This window comes from Streptomyces sp. NPDC014764 (genome assembly GCF_043082785.1).
In the GTDB taxonomy this organism is placed as follows: domain Bacteria; phylum Actinomycetota; class Actinomycetes; order Streptomycetales; family Streptomycetaceae; genus Streptomyces; species Streptomyces althioticus.
Genome location: NZ_JBIBXY010000005.1, coordinates 74738 through 91877 on the forward strand (window position 1 = coordinate 74738; position 17140 = coordinate 91877).

A 17140-nucleotide genomic window follows, 5' to 3' on the forward strand; every position below is an offset into this window, starting at 1 on the left:
CGTCGCACGCGCCTGTCCCCCCGCACGTCACCGACCTGAGCGTCCCCCCGCTCGTACACCCTCAGGAGCCCACCCATGCCCTCGCAAGAACCCGGCCTGCCCGAAGAGAGCTGGCGCTGGACGGAGCCGACCTGGCGCGGCCACGTCGACGCCGTGCGCGCCGGACGGCGTCTCGTCCCGGACCGCTGGCCCGGCGGCGCCCGTGCGGCCGTCGCCCTGTCCTTCGACTCCGACCACGAGACGATCCCCCTGCGCGACGGCGAGACCAGCCCGGGACGGCTGGCCCAGGGCGAGTACGGCGCCCGCGTCGGTGCGCCCCGCATCCTGCGCCTGCTGGCCCGCTACGGCGTCCCCGCCACCTTCTTCATGCCCGCGGTGTCGGCGCTGCTCCATCCCGAGGAGGCCCGTGCGTACACGGAGGACGGGCACGAACTGGCCGTGCACGGCTGGATCCATGAACGGAACACGCTGCTGGACCGCGAGGACGAGCGGGAGCTGACCGCGCGGGCCCTGGACACCCTCGACGCGCTGACCGGCCGCCGCCCCGTCGGCATCCGCACTCCGTCCTGGGACTTCTCCGGGTCCACGCTCGCGACGATGCTGGACCTGGGCTTCACGTACGACTCCTCGCTGATGGCCGACGACGAGCCGTACGAGATCGTCGCCGAGGGGCGGCCCACCGGGCTGGTGGAGATCCCCGTCGACTGGATCCGGGACGACGCGCCGTACTTCACGATGGACCGCTACGGCGCCGTCCGCCCCTACAGCCGGCCGCGTGACGTGGGTGAGATCTGGCGGGACGAGTTCGACGCCGCCTACCGCGAGGGCGGGGTGTTCCAGCTCACGCTGCACCCGCATGTGATCGGTCACCGCTCGCGCCTGGTCGTGCTGCGGGAACTGCTCGACCACATCAGGGCCCACCACGACGTGTGGTTCGCCACCCACGCCCAGCTCGCCGACACCGCCCGCACCGTGCTCGACGGCACCGCCGGCACCCGTCCCGTCCCCTCGGAGCGCACGCCATGAACCTGAAGTCCGACCTGGCCGCCACGGGCGGCGCGCCTGCCAGGCAGAAGCTGAACGCCAAGCAGCGCAAGGCCATCGTCGCGGGCACCATCGGCAACACCGTCGAGTGGGTGGACTGGGCCCTCTACTCCATCTTCGCGAAGATCATCGCGGACGAGTTCTTCCCCAAGGGCAACGGCGCGGTGGCCCTGCTGTCGACGCTCGCCGTGTTCGCCGTCGGGTTCGTCATGCGTCCGGTCGGCGCCGCCGTGCTCGGCGCGTACGCCGACCGGCACGGGCGCAAGAAGGGCATGACGCTGACCGTGGCGCTGATGGCGGGCGCCGGTTTCGTCATCGCCATCACGCCCAACTACGAGCAGATAGGGGTGCTTTCGCCTCTGCTGCTGCTCGTCGCCCGTCTCGTGCAGGGCTTCTCCGCGGGCGGGGAGTTCGGTTCGTCGTCCGCGTTCCTGGTCGAGTCGGCGGCCCGCGGCCGGCGTGCCTTCGCCGGATCGTGGCAGCAGGTGTCGGTCGCCGGCGGTGTGCTGATCGCCTCCCTGCTGGGCACCCTGACCACGTCCGCACTCAGCGACGAGGCGCTGCACTCGTGGGGCTGGCGCGTCGCGTTCGTCTTCGGCGGGCTCCTCGGCCTGGTCGGCCTGTGGCTGCGGGTATCCGTCGAGGACACCGAGTCGTTCGCCCGGAGCCAGGACAGCGGCCGTACCCGCACCAACCCCGTCAAGGCGATGTTCGTCGAGCACCCCGCGGCCACGCTGCGCGTCGTCGGCATCACGATCGCCGGCACGCTGACGTACTACATCTGGGTCAACTACCTCCCCACGTACGCCAATCTGACCACCGGCATCCCGCTGCAGACGGCGCTGCTGTCGCAGACGCTGTGCCTGGTCGTGTTCGTGATCGCGCTGCCGTTCGCGGGGCTCCTCTCCGACAGGATCGGACGCAAGCCGACGATGGCGGCCTTCGCGGGCGGGTTCGTGGTGCTCGCATGGCCGCTGCTGCACCTGCTGGGCGACAGCTTCTGGACGCTGTTCCCGGTGCAGCTCGTGGGCATGCTGCTGATCCTCGGCTACTCGTCCAACTGCGCCGTCATCATGGCCGAGCAGTTCCCCGCCGAGGTCCGCGCCACCGGCATCGCCCTGCCGTACGCGCTCGCCGTCGCCGTCTTCGGCGGCACCGCACCGTACGTCACGACGTGGATGCACGAGAGCGGCCACAGCGGTCTGCTGTGGATCTACGTGAGCGTCGCCTCGCTGATCTCCCTCGTCGTCTATCTCACGATGCCCGAGACCAAGGACAAGGACTTCAAGTGACCCACGTTCTCGTCACCGGGGCCGCGGGCGGCATCGGCAGTGCGATCGCCGAGGCGTTCGCCGCGCAGGCCGCGTTCCTCACCCTGTCCGACCGGGACGTCGACGCCCTCCGCGCCACGGCCGCCCGTATCGACGGGAGCACCGCGATCCGGGCCGCCGACCTGACCGGCCCCGACGCGGCGTCCGAGCTCGTCGAGGAGTCCTGGGCGGCGCACGGACCGGTGGACGTCCTGGTCAACGCGGCGGGCGTCTACCCCTCCCTCGACATGACCGACGTCGACGCCGCGTCCTGGGACCGGCTGTTCGCCGTCAACCTGCGCGCCCCCGTCCTGACCACCGCCGCGCTGGCCCGCCTAGCCGCGGAGGCGGGCCGGCCCGCCTCCGTCGTCAACATCTCCTCGGGGTCCGCGTTGCGTTCCCGCCCCGGCGGCGGCCCTTACGCCAGTTCCAAGGCGGCCCTGGAGATGGCGACGCGGGCCGCCGCGCTCGAACTGGGCGCGTCGGGCATCCGCGTCAACGCGGTCAGCCCCGGTTTCGTCCTGGTCGACAGCGACGTCAACCCGGTGTCCGCCGACTACGCGAGGAGCATCGACGTCAATCCGCTGGGCCGCCCCGGGACGCCCGAGGACATCGCCCGCGCGGTGTGCTGGCTCGCGGGACCGGAGGCCTCCTGGATCACCGGCGAGACCGTACGCGTCGACGGCGGGTCGAGCACGGGGGCGCTGCACCTGCCGCGGATCTGGCAGGCCGGCGGCACCCGCGCCACGCACGCGCGGGCGGCCACACACGCGGAGGCGCCGGTGTGTGCCTCCACCACGACGGAGGAAGTCACCCGATGAGCGACACCACCCAGGGCGGCGCAGCCGCGTACACCGTCGTCGGCGGCGGGGCGATCGGCGGAACCCTCGCCTTCGCCCTGGCCCGCGCGGGCCACCCGGTCACCGTCGTGGACGCCGACCCGGCGCACGTGGAGGCCATCCGCGCGCACGGTCTCGTACTGGCGCAGGGCGACCGGCGTACGAGCGTCCCGGTGCGCGCCGTGACGCCCGACGCCTTCGACGGCAGCCTCGGCCGGGTACTGCTGGCGGTGAAGGCTCAGGCCACCCGGGGCGCGGTCGAGTGGATCGCCCCTCGCCTGGAGCCGGACGGCTACGTCGTGTCCGTGCAGAACGGCTTCAACGAGGACCTCGTCGCGGAGTACGTCGGCATCGACCGTACGGTCGCGGCGTTCGTCAACATCTTCGCCGACGTCGTGGAGCCGGGGGTGATCATGGACGGCGGCACGGGGGCGCTGGTGATGGGTGAGCCCAACGGCGCGCCGGTCGGCGAACGCGTCCGGTCGCTGGTCGCCGACCTGCAGAGCTGGGGTCCGGCCCGGGCGAGCGACAACGTCGAGGGATATCTGTGGGCCAAGGCGGGCTTCGGCGCGATGCTCGCGGCGACCGCCCTCGCGGACGCCCCCATGGCCGACCTGATCGACCGGCACCGGCCGGCCATGGCTGCCCTCACGGCGGAGGTCTTCGCGGTGGCCGACCGGCGCGGGGTCACGCTCCAGGCGTTCGACGCCTTCGACCCGGAGCCGTTCCGCCAGGGTGTGGATGCCGCGTCACGCGAGGCCGCCTTCGACCGGCTGACCGCGTGGCTGCGCACCCAGAGCAAGGACCGCAGCGGCATCTGGCGCGACCTGGCAGTACGGCACCGCCCCGTGGAGGTCACGACGCACTACCGCGACGTCGTCGCGTACGCCACGGAGCTGGGCCTGCCCACGACGCTGCTGCGCACGGTGATGGACGGGCTGCGTGAGCTGGAGGGAGCGCCGGAGACGATGTCCGAGGGGCGTCTCGACGCGCTGGACCGGCTCGCCGGGCCGGACCTCGACGACGGGGACCCGGGCGTTCAGGTGCAGCGCTGGCTGGAGGAGCACCGCGAGGAGATGGTCGCCGATCTGGCCGCGTACACCGCGCAGGGCAGTGCGAGCGACGATCTCGACGCGTTGGGGGCGTGTCTCACCTGGCTGCGCGGCTGGCTCGACGAGCGACTGGGCGCGGCGGCAAGCGAGGAGGTCCTCAGGCGTGAGGCCGCCGGCGACGTCCTGATCCGCCGTTACCCGGCGCGGGACGCCACGGCGGCGGACGCGCGGCCGGTGCTGCTGCTGGGGCACTACGACACGGTGTGGCCCACCGGCACGCTGGAGTCCTGGCCGTTCCGCCGTGAGGGCGACACCGTCACCGGGCCAGGTGTCTTCGACATGAAGGCGGGTCTGGTCCAGGCGGTGTGGGCCCTGTGCGCCCTCGACGCTCTCGGGCTGCCCCGCCCGGCCGTCACTCTCATGCTCAACGGCGACGAGGAGACGGGGAGCCTCGCCTCCCGTGACGCGATCGTGGAGACGGGGCGGGACTGCCGGCTGGCCATGGTGTTCGAAGCGGCGGTGGACGGGGCGATCAAGACGGCCCGCAAGGGCGTGGGCCTGTTCACGCTGACGGTCACCGGCAGCGAGGCGCACGCGGGGCTCGACCCGACGGCCGGGGCGAGCGCGATCGACGAACTCGCCTGCCAGATAATCCGGTTGGCGGATCTTCGGGATCTGGAGGCGGGCACCTCCCTCAACGTCGGCATGATCGAGGGCGGCACTCGCAGCAACGTCACGGCGGGGCGCGCCTCGGCACACCTGGACGTCCGGGTGGCCAGTGCCGCCGAGCAGGACCGCGTCACGCGGGCGCTCGCGAACCTGCGCCCCGAGCATCCCCTGACGCGGCTGGAGGTCACGGGCGACTGGAACCGTCCCGTCTTCGAACGCAGCGAACAGGTCGCGGAGGCGGCCGAGTTGGCGAAGACCGTCGCGCGCCGGCTCGGACACGACCTCGCGGAGGCGTCTGTCGGCGGGGCGAGCGACGGCAACTTCCTCGCGGCGGCGGGTGTGCCGGTGCTGGACGGCATCGGGGCGGTCGGACGCGGTGCGCACGCTCGGACGGAGTGCGCGTCGGTCGCGGGCATGGTGTTCCGGTCGGCGCTGACGGGCGGGGTGCTGGTGCGGCTCGCCGGGGAATGAGCCGGGCGTAACCGCTGCAGGACGTCGACTCGGTCCGACGACCCCGGGGTCACCTCCCAGGCCTGGCGGCCACCGACTGGTGGACGCCGAGGGGGAACTGGGCCCGTCGGGGCGGCCGGCTGAGCCCTCTTGTGCCTGACCTCGCGGTGGCCGGCTCGCCGAGAGCGGTGCGGCGGCGACCGCACGGCGCGGCAGCCCGAAAGCGCGGCGCCGCCCGGCGCGCTCGCCCTGTCCGCCCGCGCTCCTCGTCGAGTTCGGGCGGCGTAGCCACCTGGCCGGACGGCGCTCGGCTCAGGTTCGGCGTGCGGGCTCGCCTTGCCATGGGGCGTCTCCCCGTAGGGTGTCGTAGCGCGGTGTGGAACGGACGGGGGAGGTAGGCGTGGCGCGGGTGACCGTGAGGGGACACCGGGTCGTCGGTGCCGGGCTGGTGCTGTTGTTCGCGTCGGCCGGTTGCGGCCCGTCGTCCGGCGACAGCGGTGGTGGCGGGGCGACCACCGCTCCACCGGTGAGGGACGAGGGGCCGGTGTGTGTCGGTGAGGCGCCGGCCGACGGGGTGCGGGTGCTGCGAGGCGGTGGCTTCCGGCTGCCGGGCGGGACGGGTGTGCAGTACGCGGGGACGTCGGCCGACGGCGGCAGCCGTACGGCGACGCTGCGCGAGGGCGCCCGGTACGCGAAGGGTCAGCGCGAGTGGAACGTCGTTCCGGGGGCGCGGATCTCGCTCGCCGGTCACGCGTACACGGTTCGGCAGGTGTGCTCCTACCGTGTCGTGCTGGAACCGGCCTCGGCGCGGGACGCGTCGGCGTTGGCCGCGGCGCCCGCGTCGATGAAGTCGGCGGGTGGGGAGGCGGACGCGCGTCTGTGCTTCACCACCAACCATGCTGCGCTCAAGGCGGCGGCCGACGGTTTCCCGCCCGAGGGCGCGACTCTGTCCGTGGTCGGGAACGGCGGGGTCCGGCGCTTCCCCACGGGGCTGTCGCTCACCGTGTCCCGTCTGGACGCGGAGGCGGGTACGGCGGGCGTCGCGGCGAACTGCGCGGCCGTCACGGTGGCGGTGTACGAGGACTTGCGTGTCGGTGATCCGCTTGAACTCGGGGGTGTCCTGTTCGAGGTCGCGCACATCACGGAGGCATCGGTGCGGCTGACCCGCGTGGCCGCGCCTCGCACCTGAACACCCTTGTCATGTTGCCGGGTTGGCGCACTTCCTGTGCTCCAGCAGTTTGCGGCGCCGCACGACGAGCAGGACGGCCGCGCCGAGCAGCAACGGGGCGAGGACGACGGTGACGAGCATCGGGAGCGTCACGGTGGGCGGATCCTCGACCCAGCGGGTCGTCAGGACCCGCGTCGGCTCCTGAGGATCGTAGGTCACCGGGACCACGGCTCCGGCCCGCATGCCCTCGGGGCGCTTGCCTCCCCAGTCGTGCAGCACGGTCTCGACCGTGCCGTCAGGACCGTCAAACCGCACCGCGACGTTGCCCGCCTCGCCGTACTTGTTCTTCGGCGCGGCGGCGACTTCGGCCACCACGGACACGCCCCGGGAGCGTAGGTCGTTCACCAGCGACTGCGAGGGGAGGAGGAACACCAGAAAGGCCACGAAACCACCCGCAGCCATGAGGAACAGGGCGGCGATGAGCCGCTTCTGCGGCAGGGGCGGCCGGCGTATCGCCGCTCGAAGACGACGCGCCTCTTCTTCGGCGGCCCGCCTCTCCGCCGACAGGGGCGGACGCGTCCAGTTCTCACGACGCGGCCTGCGCTTCTGCTTCTTCCCCACGGGCGGCTCCTCCTTCTGCATGAGCGGTACCTGTACACGGGAACAGCAACCCGCCGGCCGCGGCGACCGGGACCACGGCAGCGGAACGCCGCGGGCGGAAAAGGTGGTGCGTCGAGGCGGCCGGAACGTCAGAATCACGTGCATGACCGCCGAGATCACGCGCCTCAATCCGCCTCAGCTCCACGCGACTCCCGGGTATCATCACATCACCGTCGTGGAGGCGGGCCGGACGGCCTATCTGGCGGGGCAGTGCCCGCTCGACGTGTCGGGGGAGCTCGTGGGTGAGGGTGACCTGGACGCCCAGATCGACCAGGTGGCCGCCAACGCCCTCGCCGCCCTGAACGCGGTGGGCGCCGGGCCGGAACACGTCGTCCGCTCCGTGATCTACGTCGTCAGCGACGACGTGCCGGTCCTGGGTTCCGCCTGGCGACGCCTGACCTCATCGGTCGTCGGACCGGCGTTCACCACTGCGAGCACGCTGCTCGGCGTCGCCCGGCTCGGCTTCTCGGGACAACTCGTCGAGGTCGACCTGACTGCCGCCCTGCCCCACTGACCGCGACGCCCGGACGTCGACAGCCTGACCGGAGTGGAGTGAAGTGCGCCCTGCGGGCAAGGACACCGAGAGCGGTCTGCGCGGCCCACCGCACGCGCGGTCAGCGCCCTGGCCGGTCAGGGCGCCACTCGTACCGGACGTCCGGCTCCCGCTCCTCGTTACGCAGACCGTCGGTCCACTCCTTGGCCACGAAACCGTGTCGCTCGTAGAAGCGCCGCGCCGCCTCGTTGACCTGGAACGTCCACAGCGTCAGCCCTGACGGGCTGCGTTCCTTCGCCACGTCCACGAGGCGCCCGCCGATGCCCCTGCCCTGCCATGCCGGGTCGATGTAGAGCTGGTCCAGGTCGTCCCCCTCGCGGACCATCATCGCGACGACCGAGCCGTCCACCGCCGCCACCCACGTCTCCTGACCGGGCACGACCACCTCGCGGATCCACGCCCGCACCTCGTCGTCCGTATGCGCCCGGCGCACGTCCGGAAGCGCCGTCGTGAAGGAACGCAGCCACACCTCGGCCACCTCCGCCGCGTCGGAGCCGGCGGCACGGCGAATGACGATGTCGTTGACCTTCACGGCCCGCATGCTCCCAGATCCGCGACCCCGGCCGCACCGGTTTTCCCTCCCACTCCCCCGGCGGCCCCTAGGTGTACGTCGGCTCGATCGCCGCCCCGTGCAGCCGACCCGGTCGGCCGACCGCGTCTGGGGCAAAGGCGTCAGGTGTGCTGACGGTGGCCGCCCTCGTCGTCTCACTGAGGCCCCACACTTGTGAGGCGGGACTCGCGCGACTCCCCCGGACCGCCGGTCAGGAGGTCCGGGGAGTCAGCACGTCCTGGAGTAGGGTGCCGTACCGCGACACCAGCTCCGCGCGGTCCATGTGGAGCAGGCCCTTGTCCCCGGCCACCCACAGGGCGTAGAGGAGTCCTCCCGCCACGGCGGCCGCCATGCGGGCGCGGACGTCGGCGTCGGGGCCGGTGAGACGGCGGCGCAGGGGCTCGACGAAGAGATGTTCGTGCGTGTCCCTCAACCGGTCGTGGATGTGCGGCTCGTTGCTGCCGTGAACCAGCGCGAGGAAGACGCCGCGCGCGGAGCCGCCGAGGTCGAGAAGAAGTTCGGCGAGGCCTTCACCCAGGCGCTCCAGGGGTACGTCGAGCAGCGGTTCGTCGTCGAGCGTCAGGTGCATCGTCTCCAGGAACAGCAGTTCCTTGCTCTTGAAGTGACGGATCACCAGAGCCGGGTCCGTGCCGGCCTCGGCGGCGATCTGACGGACGGTGGTCCGTGAGTAGCCCCTGCTCCGGAAGAGCCGGGCGGCGGCCGAGTGGATGGACTCGCGGGTCGACACGCTGGAGCCGGTCTGCAGCATGCGGGCCAGGATAGGCGTCCGCGCGCTTCGCAACTGCGTGTTCACGCGTTCACAGGAACCGGAAGCAGATTGCGCACGTGTTTCAAGAAGTTCGGTCAACAATGTTGACTCCCGCTCAGGGCGCCTGCACATTACTTGACGGTAGAACCAACCGGTAACCGCTCGCCCAGGCACTCGCCCGCCCTCGACCGCCCTGTCCGCTCTGCCGGCAGCCCTGCCGCCCGCCGCCTCCCGCAGCCCCGCCCTCCCCTCCGGAAAGGGATCACATGCAGAAGCATGTCTCGCGCCGCAATGTCATGGCCACATCATGCGCACTCGCCGGTGCGCTCGCTCTGAGCCTCACGGCCGGCGGCACGGCCCAGGCGTCCGACCCGCTGCAGTACGTCGCCCTCGGCGACAGCTACAGCGCCGGATCCGGCGTCCTGCCCGTGGACACGAGTAATTTGCTCTGCCTGCGGTCCACCGCGAACTACCCGCACGTGATCGCGGAGCGGACGGGCGCCCGCCTCAAGGACGTGACCTGCGGTGCGGCCCAGACGAAGGACTTCACCTCGTCGCAGTACCTGGGCGTCCCGCCCCAGGTGAACGCGCTCAGCGCCGACACGGATCTGGTGACGCTGACGATCGGCGGCAACGACAACGGCACCTTCATCAACGCCATCACGTCCTGCGGCAGCGCGGGCCTGCTGACCGCGGGCAAGGGCAGTCCGTGCAAGGACAAGTACGGCTCCGAATTCGCCGACGAGATCAAGAACAGCACCTACCCGGCGCTGAAGAACGCCCTCAACGCGGTCCGCGCCAAGGCGCCGAACGCCCGGGTCGCGGTCCTCGGTTATCCCTGGATCACCCCGGAGAAGGCCGACCCGTCCTGCTACCTGAAGCTGCCGATCGCCTCCGGTGACGTGCCGTACCTGCGTGACGTGCAGACCCACCTCAACGCGGCGGTCGAACGCGCCAGCAAGGAGACGGGCGCCACCTTCGTCGACTTCGCCGAGGTCTCCGACGGCCACGACGCGTGCACACCGCTCGGCACCCGCTGGATCGAACCGCTGCTCTTCGGCACGAGCCTGGTCCCCGTCCACCCGAACGCCCTCGGGGAGCGGCGGATGGCCGAGCACACCATGGAGGTCCTCGGACTGAAGTGAGTACGGCTGTGGTGCCCGGCCTTCGCGGACCGGGCACCACCTCTGTCGCGACCGGTCGGTCGCACGGTGCGTCGGCAGGCGTGTCGCCGCTGCCGGACGGACTGCGGATCACCGTCACGTCTCACAACGACGGCGACAGCGGCCGCAGTTCGTCCGGTCCGCCGCCGCACGTCGCGGTGTGCGCTACGCGACCGCCGTGCCTTCGAGTTCCACCATCTGACCGGGGAGCGCCAGGCGGGTCACGCCGAGCATGGTGGTGGCCGGCGCGACGCCGGCGGCGCCGAGACGGCCCGCCAGGACGCCGTAGTGCTGGAAGAGCAGGTCGACGTCGGTCGTGTAGACGTTCAGCCTGACGAGGTTCGCCAGTGACATGCCCGCCTCGGCGAGCACCGCCTCGACGTTGTCGACGCTGAGCGCCAACTGGCCCGCCATGTCGCCGTCGTGCTCGGGTTCGCCCTCCTTGCTCATCGCGGTCTGGCCGGAGATGTAGAGGGTGCGGGAGTGCCCGGAGACGACCTCTCCCTGGTTGAATCCCATTTCGACCGACCACGACACAGGGTTCACCGCGTTACGTTCCATCACCGCATCTGCTCCACCCGTCAACGTGTGGCGTCGTCTCGACGTCGTGCGGTGAACCCTCGCAGGAAAACGTGACATCTCCGGTCATGTATTTCGTAGGCTCCTTCCCATGCGCGCCGACCGTCTGGTGTCCCTCGTGCTCCTGCTGCGTCAACGAGGCCGGATGACCGCGGAGGCACTCGCCCGCGAGCTGGAGGTGTCCACCCGGACCGTGCTGCGGGACATGGAGGCCCTGTCCGCGGCGGGCGTACCGGTGTACGCGGAGCGCGGCCGGCACGGCGGGTTCGCGCTGCTGCCGGGCTTCCGCACGGCGCTCACCGGACTGACCCACGACGAGGCGCTCGCCCTCCTCGTCGCCGGATCGCGGCGCGGGGCGCAGCTGTTCGGCCTGGGGTCGGCGCTCGCCTCCGCCGTGCTGAAGGTGGTCGACGCGCTGCCCGACGGCCTGCGGGAGAACGCCGCGGGCGCGGCGCAACGGCTGCTGGTCGATCCGGAGACGGACCTGCTGGCTCGGCCGGTGGCCCTGGAGGAGGTGCCCGACGCGGTGGCCACGCAGGTGCGGCGGGCGGTCTTCGGCGGGCACCGGCTGCGCATCCACTACGCGGCGGTGAACCAGTCCCCGAAGTGGCGCACCGTGGACCCGATCGGCATCGTCACCGTCAAGGACCGGGGCTATCTATTGGCACGGCGGGGACCGGAGGACCGTACGTACCGGCTGTCCCGCGTGCTGGCGGCCGAGCAGCTCGACGAGCCGGCCCAACGCTCGGACACCGTCGACCTGGACCGCGCCTGGCGGGAGCGCGAGGTGCGGTTCCGTACGGGCGGTGACACGACGGAGGTGCTGGTGCGGGCGGATCCGACGCGTCGGGAGCGGCTCGCCGCCACGGCTCTGACGGTGACCGACGAGGGGACGGACGCGGAGGGACGGCTGCGGATGGCGGTCGTCTTCCAGGACGCCCGGCATGCGGAATGGGCTCTGTGGGAGCACGCTCCGGGGGTGGAGGTGCTGGCTCCGGAGTGGTTGCGGGCGGGGCTGGGTGAGCGGGCGAGGGCTGTGGCGAGGCTCTACGACGACACTTCGCCGGAGCACTGAAACCCGCTGTCCCTCCTGCGGCAGCCGTGCCAAGATCACCCGCATGAGCGTGCGCTTTCCCTCCCCCCTGCGTCCCGGTGACCGTGTCGGCGTGACCTCGCCGTCGAGCGGAGTGCCCGAGGCACTGCGTGCCCGCCTCGAGGTGGCCGTCGGTGACGTGCGCGCAAAGGGCTACGAGGTCGTCGTCGGACGGTGCATGGACGGTTCGGGGCACGTCAGCGACTCGGCCGCCGAGCGTGCGGACGAACTCATGTCGATGCTGACCGACCCCACCATCAAGGCGATCGTGCCGCCCTGGGGCGGAGAGACCGCGATCGACCTGATCCCGCTGCTGGACTGGGACCGGCTGCGTGAGGCGGAACCCACCTGGGTCGTCGGCTACTCCGACATGTCGACCCTGATCACGCCCCTGACGCTGCTCACCGGCACGGCGACGCTGCACGGCAACAACCTGATGGACACGCCGTACCGCGTCGCGGAGGGGCTGCTGTCGTGGTTCGACATCGTGACCGCACCGCCGGGCCACACCTTCACCCAGACACCGCCCGGACGCCACCGCACCGTCGGCTTCGACGACTTCGCCACGTTCCCCGACGTACGGGAGTACACGCTCGACACGGAGGGCGGCTGGACGCGTCTGGACGGCGAAGGGGACGTGGAGGCGGAGGGCAGGCTGATAGGCGGCTGCGTCGAGACGCTGTGCAACCTCGCGGGGACGCCCTACCTCGACGTGTCGGCGTTCACCCGCGACAGGGCGCCCGAAGGGCTGCTCGTGTACGTCGAGGTGTGCGACAGCGACGCGTTCACCGTCTGCCGTCATCTGCACGGCATGAAGCTCGCCGGGTTCTTCGAGGGTGCGAACGCGGTGCTGGTGGGCCGGACCGCCGCGCCGGACAGTCCGTCCCTCACCCAGCACGAGGCCGTCCTCGACGCGCTCGGGTCTCTCGGCGTGCCGATCATCGCCGACGTCGAGTGCGGACACGTCCCGCCGTACATGCCGATCGTCAACGGCGCGTACGGGCGTGTGGTGCATGCGGCGGGGCGCAGCGCGTTGACGCAGACGCTGCGGTGAGAGGGCGGGAGGCGCACGAGGAGCGCGGTGACCTGTCATGCGGTGCGCGTCTCGGCGCCCACAGCGCCGTGTCCACCTCACTGGCCCGGCTCGGTGACCGCACACTGCGTGAACTGGTGGACGCTGCGCGGCCGTTGGGGTCGGGCATCGGCGGCGAGCGGGTGCTGGCGGACGTCGACGGCACTCAGGTCTTCGTCAAACGAGTACGGCTGACCGATCTGGAGCGACGGCCGGAAAATCTGCACTCCACGCGGAACCTCTTCGAGCTGCCGCTCTTCTGTCATTACGGGGTCGGCGCGATCGGCGGCCCGGGCTTCGGCGCGTGGAGGGAGCTGGCCGTACACCGCATGACGACGAACTGGGTGATCGCCGGCCGGTACGAGGGCTTCCCGCTGCTGCACCACTGGCGAGTGCTGCCGGACAACGGCCGGCCACTCCCCGAGGAACTGGCCGATGTGGAAAGGGCCGTGAACCATTGGGGAGGCGGGGCCGAGGTGAGGCACCGCATCGAGGCGCTGCAGCGGTCCTCCGCGAGTCTGCTCCTGTTCCTGGAGTACATCCCGCGGAACCTGCACGACTGGCTCGGTGAGCGGATGACCGCCGGCGGGGAGGCCGCCGAGCGGGCATGCGCCATGGTGGACGACGAACTGAGAGCCGGCCTCGCGTACATGAACGCCAACGGGCTGCTGCACTTCGACGCGCACTTCGAGAACATCCTCACCGACGGCCGGCGGCTCTTCTTCACCGACTTCGGGCTAGCGTTCTCGTCCCGTTTCGACCTGGGGCGGGCCGAGGCGGAGTTCTTCGGGCAACACCGCCTGTACGACCGGTGCTACGCCGTCACGCATCTCGTGAACTGGCTGACCGTCGCTCTGCTCGGACACGAGCCTGAGGAACGCAGAGCGTTCGTGCGGGAGTGCGCGGAAGGGGCCCGGCCAGGGCAGATGCCGGCCGCGATCGCCGATGTCGTCGCCCGGTACGCGCCGGTCGCGGAGGTGATGGGGGACTTCTGCCACCGGTTCCGGACGGTGAGCCGGACGGCTCCTTTCCCGTTCAACGCGATACGGCAGAGACTGGAGAAGTGTGACCAGTGAGCAACCAGGGGGTCCATGGACTCGGTCGTGCACACGTCCGTCGCGGATCAGCTGTTCGGGCAGGTGGAGATCGAACTCGACCATGCGGGCGGCACGCTGTGCGTGAGCGGAGGCGGGCTTCCGACCGTCGAGATCCGGCGCAGCCCGGACACCGAGGTGGCGACGCGCGTGCCGATCGGCACGCGCGACCCCGACCGGCTCACCCTGCTCGTCGACGGTGACGAGGAGACGCTCCGTCCTGCGAAGGGATTCCTGTCCCGGAGGTCGTACCGGGTGGAGGTCGTCTCGGCGACGCGGGACCGCCGGTATGTGCTGGTGCCGAACTCCACCGAGACAAGCCGCCTGCTGCGGGACAAGCGGCGGCTCGGCGTCCTCACCTCGACCGGCGACGGGAAGGTCACGGTCGAGTGGGAGAACGGTGAGCGCCGTTCAACGGCCGCTCCGGAGCCGTACGACGCGGCCGTGGGCTACGCCCTCGCCGCCGCCTACGGGACCGGAGCGGAACCGATGTGGCACGAGGCGTTGGACGCGGTGACGGAACTCTGGCCCTGAGGGATCACCGCCCGGTGAGCGACTGCCACTCCTCTTCCGGCAGGCCGAGCAGGCGTTCCGTCTCCCGCGGGGGTGGCAGCGGGCCGTGGTCCGCCGTCACCTGGAGGGCCGACGCCGCGGTGATGTGCCCCAGACGCACGGCGCGGGTCGGGGTTTCGCCGCGCAGCACGCCCGTCAGGAAGCCCGCCGCGAAGGCGTCCCCCGCTCCCACCGGTTCCACCACCCGCGTCCGCAGCGCGGGGACAGTGGTCGGACCGCCGGGCGTGAAGGCCGTGACCGTCCGGGCCCCGTCCTTGACCACGACGACCCGTGGGCCGGGTAGCAGCCCCTGTACCTCCTCGGCGGTGAGGTCCCTTCCCCACAACCCCTGTGCTTCGTCCAGGCCGACGAGAACGATGTCGGCCTGGTTGGCGAGTCGCCGGAGGACCGGCGCCGCGACGTCCGCGGGCCACAGAGCGGCGCGGTGGTTGACGTCGAAGCTGACGGCGTACGGGCGTCGGGCGGGTGACGGTGCCAGCGCGCGGTCCATGAGGGCGCGGCAGGACGTCGAGAGGGCGGGGGTGATGCCGGAGAAGTGCAGCAGCCGGGCCCTCGTCACCGGCTCCCGGTCGAGCAGTTCCGGGCCCAGGGCGGAGGCGGCCGAGCCGGAGCGGTAGTAGTGGACGCAGGTGCCGTCGGGGCCCGGGTTCTTCACCATCAGTCCCGTGGGGCGGCACGGGTCGGTCCGGACGTACGACACGTCGACGCCCGCCGCGGACACGGCGGTGAGGACGCGGCGGCCCAGGGGGTCGTCGCCGACGGCCGAGAGCCAGACGGCGGGAATGCCGTGGTCGGACAGGTACATCGCGACGTTGGACTCCGCTCCGGCCACGGCGAGCCGCAGACGGTCGGCGTCCTCCAGCGGCTCGGGCGGGTCGGGGGTCAGGGCGGCCATCGTCTCGCCGACACAGACCACATGGCCCTCGGCGGGGATGAGGTCGGTGTTCACAGCGGCTCCGGGAGGGGGAACTCAGGCCGGTACGGGGCGGCGGGAAGTCCGGGTACGGCGACCCGTGTGCTGAAGAGCGCGCCGTCGTCCGGGCCCGGATCCTCGAGGCCCAGGTGTGCAGAAGTGATGTGGAGGGTGCGGCCCTGGAGGCACACCCCGGCCGGCTGGCGGGCCGGCAGGCGCACCGTGTGGTCGAGGCTGCCGTCCGGGAGGTGACGGCGGACGGTGCCGGTGCCCCAGACGGCGACCCACACCGCGCCCTCGGCGTCGACCGTCATGCCGTCCGGGCTGCCGTCCTCGACGCGGACGAACTCCTCCGGGCTGCCGAGCGCGCCCGTCGCGGGGTCGACAGGGTACCGGCGGACGAGGCCCCGGGCGCTGTCGGCCAGGTACATGAGGCGGCCGTCCGGGGTGAAGGCCGGGCCGTTGGGGATCGTGATGCCGTCCAGGACGCGGTGGACCGTGCCGTCCGGGTCGACGCGGTACAGGGAGCCCGCGTTCGTCTCGCCGTCGTAGGACATGCTGCCCGCCCAGAAGCGGCCGGCCGGGTCGGCGGTGGCGTCGTTCATGCGCATGCCCTCCCCCTCCGGTCGTGCCAGCCAGTGCGGTGTGCCGTCCGGGGTGAGCAGGCACACGCCGGTGTCCGCCGCGGCGATCCAGTGGTCGGGGTGGCCTGCCACCGGGGCCACCGCACCCAGCGCGCACGGCAGGCGGGTCAGCGTGCGGAGGGGCGCCGCCGGGTCGTCGGGAGCGGTCAGCAAACGGCCTGCGAGGAGGTCGACCAGCACGAGACGGCCGTCGGCGTGGCGGATGCCTTCGCCGAGTTCGAGTCGGTCGGGGCGCGTGGGCCGTGGTACGCCGGTCACCGGCCCGCCTCCCCCACGGCTGCCGTGAACGCCCTGGTACGGGCTCGCAGAGCGGGGAGGCTTCCGCCGTCGGCCGCGTCCCCGACCAGCGGGGAGCCGACGCCTACCGCCGTCGCACCGGCGGCCAGATGAGCGCGGGCCGCTTCCTCGTCGACGCCTCCGACGGGGACGAACAGCTCGTGCGGGAAGGGGCCGCGCAGCGCCTTGACGTACGCCGGTCCCCCGGCCTGCTCCGCGGGGAAGATCTTCAGCGCCGTCGCGCCCAGCGCGCGGGCGGTGACCATTTCCGTCGGCGTGAACACGCCCGCGAGCACCGGAAGTTCGAGTGCGCGGGCCGTGCTCACCGCCTCGCCGAGAGCGGGCGTGACGAGGAAGTCGGCGCCGGCGTCACGCGCCGCGCGGGCGTCGTCGGCGGTGAGGACGGTGCCCGCGCCCAGCGGGCGGGCGTCGCCCAGGGCGGCTCGGGCCCGCGCGATCACCGTCAAGGCGTCGGCCCCGGTGAGCGACACCTCGATCAGCTCGACGCCCTCCTCGGCCAGCGTCAGCACGGTGCTCAGCGACGCGTCGGCGTCGCCGCCGCGCACGATGGCGAGCAGGCGGTGGGTGGCCAGCGCGGCCTTGAGATCCACCACGGTTTCCCTTCAGTACGTCATCAGTACGTCAGTACGGCTTCGAGTACGGAGAACA

At 71.9% G+C, this 17140-nt stretch carries 18 protein-coding genes; 11 read left to right on the top strand and 7 right to left on the bottom strand.

What is annotated here, in order from left to right:
* Nucleotides 1-75 precede the first annotated feature (75 nt).
* The 5 genes from ACF1AG_RS14600 to ACF1AG_RS14620 all read left to right on the top strand — a co-directional run bounded on the left by ACF1AG_RS14600 (nt 76) and on the right by ACF1AG_RS14620 (nt 6553).
* Nucleotides 76-1026, top strand: coding sequence for a polysaccharide deacetylase (locus tag ACF1AG_RS14600; RefSeq protein ID WP_359600101.1), 951 nt, complete (start codon nt 76-78; stop codon nt 1024-1026).
* Nucleotides 1023-2336, top strand: coding sequence for an MFS transporter (locus ACF1AG_RS14605; protein ID WP_359600100.1), 1314 nt, complete (start codon nt 1023-1025; stop codon nt 2334-2336). The genes ACF1AG_RS14600 and ACF1AG_RS14605 overlap by 4 nt, the downstream gene beginning before the upstream one ends.
* Nucleotides 2333-3175 carry an SDR family oxidoreductase gene (locus ACF1AG_RS14610; protein ID WP_359600099.1) on the top strand — a complete coding sequence of 281 codons (843 nt, stop codon included), beginning with the start codon at nt 2333-2335 and terminating at the stop codon, nt 3173-3175. Before ACF1AG_RS14605 ends, ACF1AG_RS14610 begins: the two co-directional genes overlap by 4 nt.
* Entirely contained in the window at nt 3172-5385 is a 2214-nt protein-coding gene (locus ACF1AG_RS14615) for a 2-dehydropantoate 2-reductase (protein ID WP_391809823.1), read from the top strand. Before ACF1AG_RS14610 ends, ACF1AG_RS14615 begins: the two co-directional genes overlap by 4 nt.
* Before the next feature lie 379 nt (nt 5386-5764).
* Entirely contained in the window at nt 5765-6553 is a 789-nt protein-coding gene (locus ACF1AG_RS14620; RefSeq protein ID WP_359600097.1) for a hypothetical protein, read from the top strand.
* Between the two features lie 9 nt (nt 6554-6562).
* On the opposite strand, the gene ACF1AG_RS14625 is transcribed toward ACF1AG_RS14620, so the two are convergent.
* Nucleotides 6563-7174, bottom strand: coding sequence for a DUF3592 domain-containing protein (locus ACF1AG_RS14625; RefSeq protein ID WP_391809824.1), 612 nt, complete (start codon nt 7172-7174; stop codon nt 6563-6565).
* Between the two features lie 121 nt (nt 7175-7295).
* Between ACF1AG_RS14625 and ACF1AG_RS14630 the strand changes: the two genes are divergently transcribed.
* Nucleotides 7296-7706 carry a RidA family protein gene (locus tag ACF1AG_RS14630; RefSeq protein WP_359600095.1) on the top strand — a complete coding sequence of 137 codons (411 nt, stop codon included), beginning with the start codon at nt 7296-7298 and terminating at the stop codon, nt 7704-7706.
* 100 nt (nt 7707-7806) lie between these two features.
* Here ACF1AG_RS14630 and ACF1AG_RS14635 read toward each other — a convergent pair whose 3' ends face one another.
* Together ACF1AG_RS14635 and ACF1AG_RS14640 are read right to left on the bottom strand one after the other, a co-directional pair.
* Nucleotides 7807-8286 (bottom strand): GNAT family N-acetyltransferase, encoded by a 480-nt coding sequence (locus ACF1AG_RS14635; protein WP_391809825.1) that lies wholly within the window; start codon nt 8284-8286, stop codon nt 7807-7809.
* Between the two features lie 220 nt (nt 8287-8506).
* A complete protein-coding gene (locus ACF1AG_RS14640; protein WP_359600091.1) occupies nt 8507-9064 on the bottom strand; it encodes a TetR family transcriptional regulator in 558 nt (185 codons plus the stop codon).
* 266 nt (nt 9065-9330) lie between these two features.
* Between ACF1AG_RS14640 and ACF1AG_RS14645 the strand changes: the two genes are divergently transcribed.
* Nucleotides 9331-10209 carry an SGNH/GDSL hydrolase family protein gene (locus ACF1AG_RS14645; RefSeq protein ID WP_359751878.1) on the top strand — a complete coding sequence of 293 codons (879 nt, stop codon included), beginning with the start codon at nt 9331-9333 and terminating at the stop codon, nt 10207-10209.
* A gap of 183 nt (nt 10210-10392) precedes the next feature.
* Here ACF1AG_RS14645 and ACF1AG_RS14650 read toward each other — a convergent pair whose 3' ends face one another.
* Nucleotides 10393-10788 (bottom strand): RidA family protein, encoded by a 396-nt coding sequence (locus ACF1AG_RS14650; protein ID WP_359600087.1) that lies wholly within the window; start codon nt 10786-10788, stop codon nt 10393-10395.
* A gap of 109 nt (nt 10789-10897) precedes the next feature.
* Here ACF1AG_RS14650 and ACF1AG_RS14655 point away from each other — a divergent pair, with 109 nt between their 5' ends.
* From ACF1AG_RS14655 to ACF1AG_RS14670, 4 genes are read left to right on the top strand one after another with little or no spacing between them, the layout of a single operon-like run.
* Entirely contained in the window at nt 10898-11881 is a 984-nt protein-coding gene (locus ACF1AG_RS14655; RefSeq protein ID WP_391809826.1) for a helix-turn-helix transcriptional regulator, read from the top strand.
* Nucleotides 11882-11924: 43 nt separating this feature from the next.
* The gene (locus ACF1AG_RS14660) at nt 11925-12953 is read left to right on the top strand and encodes a S66 peptidase family protein (protein ID WP_359600083.1); all 1029 of its coding nucleotides are present in this window, start codon (nt 11925-11927) and stop codon (nt 12951-12953) included.
* 32 nt (nt 12954-12985) lie between these two features.
* Nucleotides 12986-14047, top strand: coding sequence for a protein kinase family protein (locus ACF1AG_RS14665; protein ID WP_391809923.1), 1062 nt, complete (start codon nt 12986-12988; stop codon nt 14045-14047).
* Nucleotides 14048-14062: 15 nt separating this feature from the next.
* On the top strand, nt 14063-14599 hold the full coding sequence (locus ACF1AG_RS14670; protein ID WP_391809827.1) for a hypothetical protein: 537 nt from the start codon (nt 14063-14065) through the stop codon (nt 14597-14599).
* Between the two features lie 4 nt (nt 14600-14603).
* Here ACF1AG_RS14670 and ACF1AG_RS14675 read toward each other — a convergent pair whose 3' ends face one another.
* From ACF1AG_RS14675 to ACF1AG_RS14685, 3 genes are read right to left on the bottom strand one after another with little or no spacing between them, the layout of a single operon-like run.
* A complete protein-coding gene (locus tag ACF1AG_RS14675) occupies nt 14604-15587 on the bottom strand; it encodes a sugar kinase (protein ID WP_391809828.1) in 984 nt (327 codons plus the stop codon).
* Nucleotides 15584-16453: an SMP-30/gluconolactonase/LRE family protein gene (locus ACF1AG_RS14680; RefSeq protein WP_359605614.1), complete on the bottom strand. Its 870-nt coding sequence runs from the start codon at nt 16451-16453 to the stop codon at nt 15584-15586. Before ACF1AG_RS14680 ends, ACF1AG_RS14675 begins: the two co-directional genes overlap by 4 nt.
* Nucleotides 16450-17082 carry a bifunctional 4-hydroxy-2-oxoglutarate aldolase/2-dehydro-3-deoxy-phosphogluconate aldolase gene (locus ACF1AG_RS14685; protein WP_391809829.1) on the bottom strand — a complete coding sequence of 211 codons (633 nt, stop codon included), beginning with the start codon at nt 17080-17082 and terminating at the stop codon, nt 16450-16452. Before ACF1AG_RS14685 ends, ACF1AG_RS14680 begins: the two co-directional genes overlap by 4 nt.
* Between the last annotated feature and the right edge of the window lie 58 nt (nt 17083-17140).

Excerpts from the sequence above, each read along its gene's own strand:
- ACF1AG_RS14625 (WP_391809824.1), bottom strand. The coding sequence starts at position 7,174 with ATGCAGAAGGAGGAGCCGCCCGTGGGGAAGAAGCAGAAGCGCAGGCCG.
- ACF1AG_RS14670 (WP_391809827.1), top strand. The coding sequence starts at position 14,063 with ATGGACTCGGTCGTGCACACGTCCGTCGCGGATCAGCTGTTCGGGCAG.
- ACF1AG_RS14650 (WP_359600087.1), bottom strand. The coding sequence starts at position 10,788 with ATGGAACGTAACGCGGTGAACCCTGTGTCGTGGTCGGTCGAAATGGGA.
- ACF1AG_RS14645 (WP_359751878.1), top strand. The coding sequence starts at position 9,331 with ATGCAGAAGCATGTCTCGCGCCGCAATGTCATGGCCACATCATGCGCA.
- ACF1AG_RS14655 (WP_391809826.1), top strand. The coding sequence starts at position 10,898 with ATGCGCGCCGACCGTCTGGTGTCCCTCGTGCTCCTGCTGCGTCAACGA.
- ACF1AG_RS14600 (WP_359600101.1), top strand. The coding sequence starts at position 76 with ATGCCCTCGCAAGAACCCGGCCTGCCCGAAGAGAGCTGGCGCTGGACG.
- ACF1AG_RS14630 (WP_359600095.1), top strand. The coding sequence starts at position 7,296 with ATGACCGCCGAGATCACGCGCCTCAATCCGCCTCAGCTCCACGCGACT.
- ACF1AG_RS14615 (WP_391809823.1), top strand. The coding sequence starts at position 3,172 with ATGAGCGACACCACCCAGGGCGGCGCAGCCGCGTACACCGTCGTCGGC.
- ACF1AG_RS14660 (WP_359600083.1), top strand. The coding sequence starts at position 11,925 with ATGAGCGTGCGCTTTCCCTCCCCCCTGCGTCCCGGTGACCGTGTCGGC.
- ACF1AG_RS14635 (WP_391809825.1), bottom strand. The coding sequence starts at position 8,286 with ATGCGGGCCGTGAAGGTCAACGACATCGTCATTCGCCGTGCCGCCGGC.
- ACF1AG_RS14605 (WP_359600100.1), top strand. The coding sequence starts at position 1,023 with ATGAACCTGAAGTCCGACCTGGCCGCCACGGGCGGCGCGCCTGCCAGG.
- ACF1AG_RS14640 (WP_359600091.1), bottom strand. The coding sequence starts at position 9,064 with ATGCTGCAGACCGGCTCCAGCGTGTCGACCCGCGAGTCCATCCACTCG.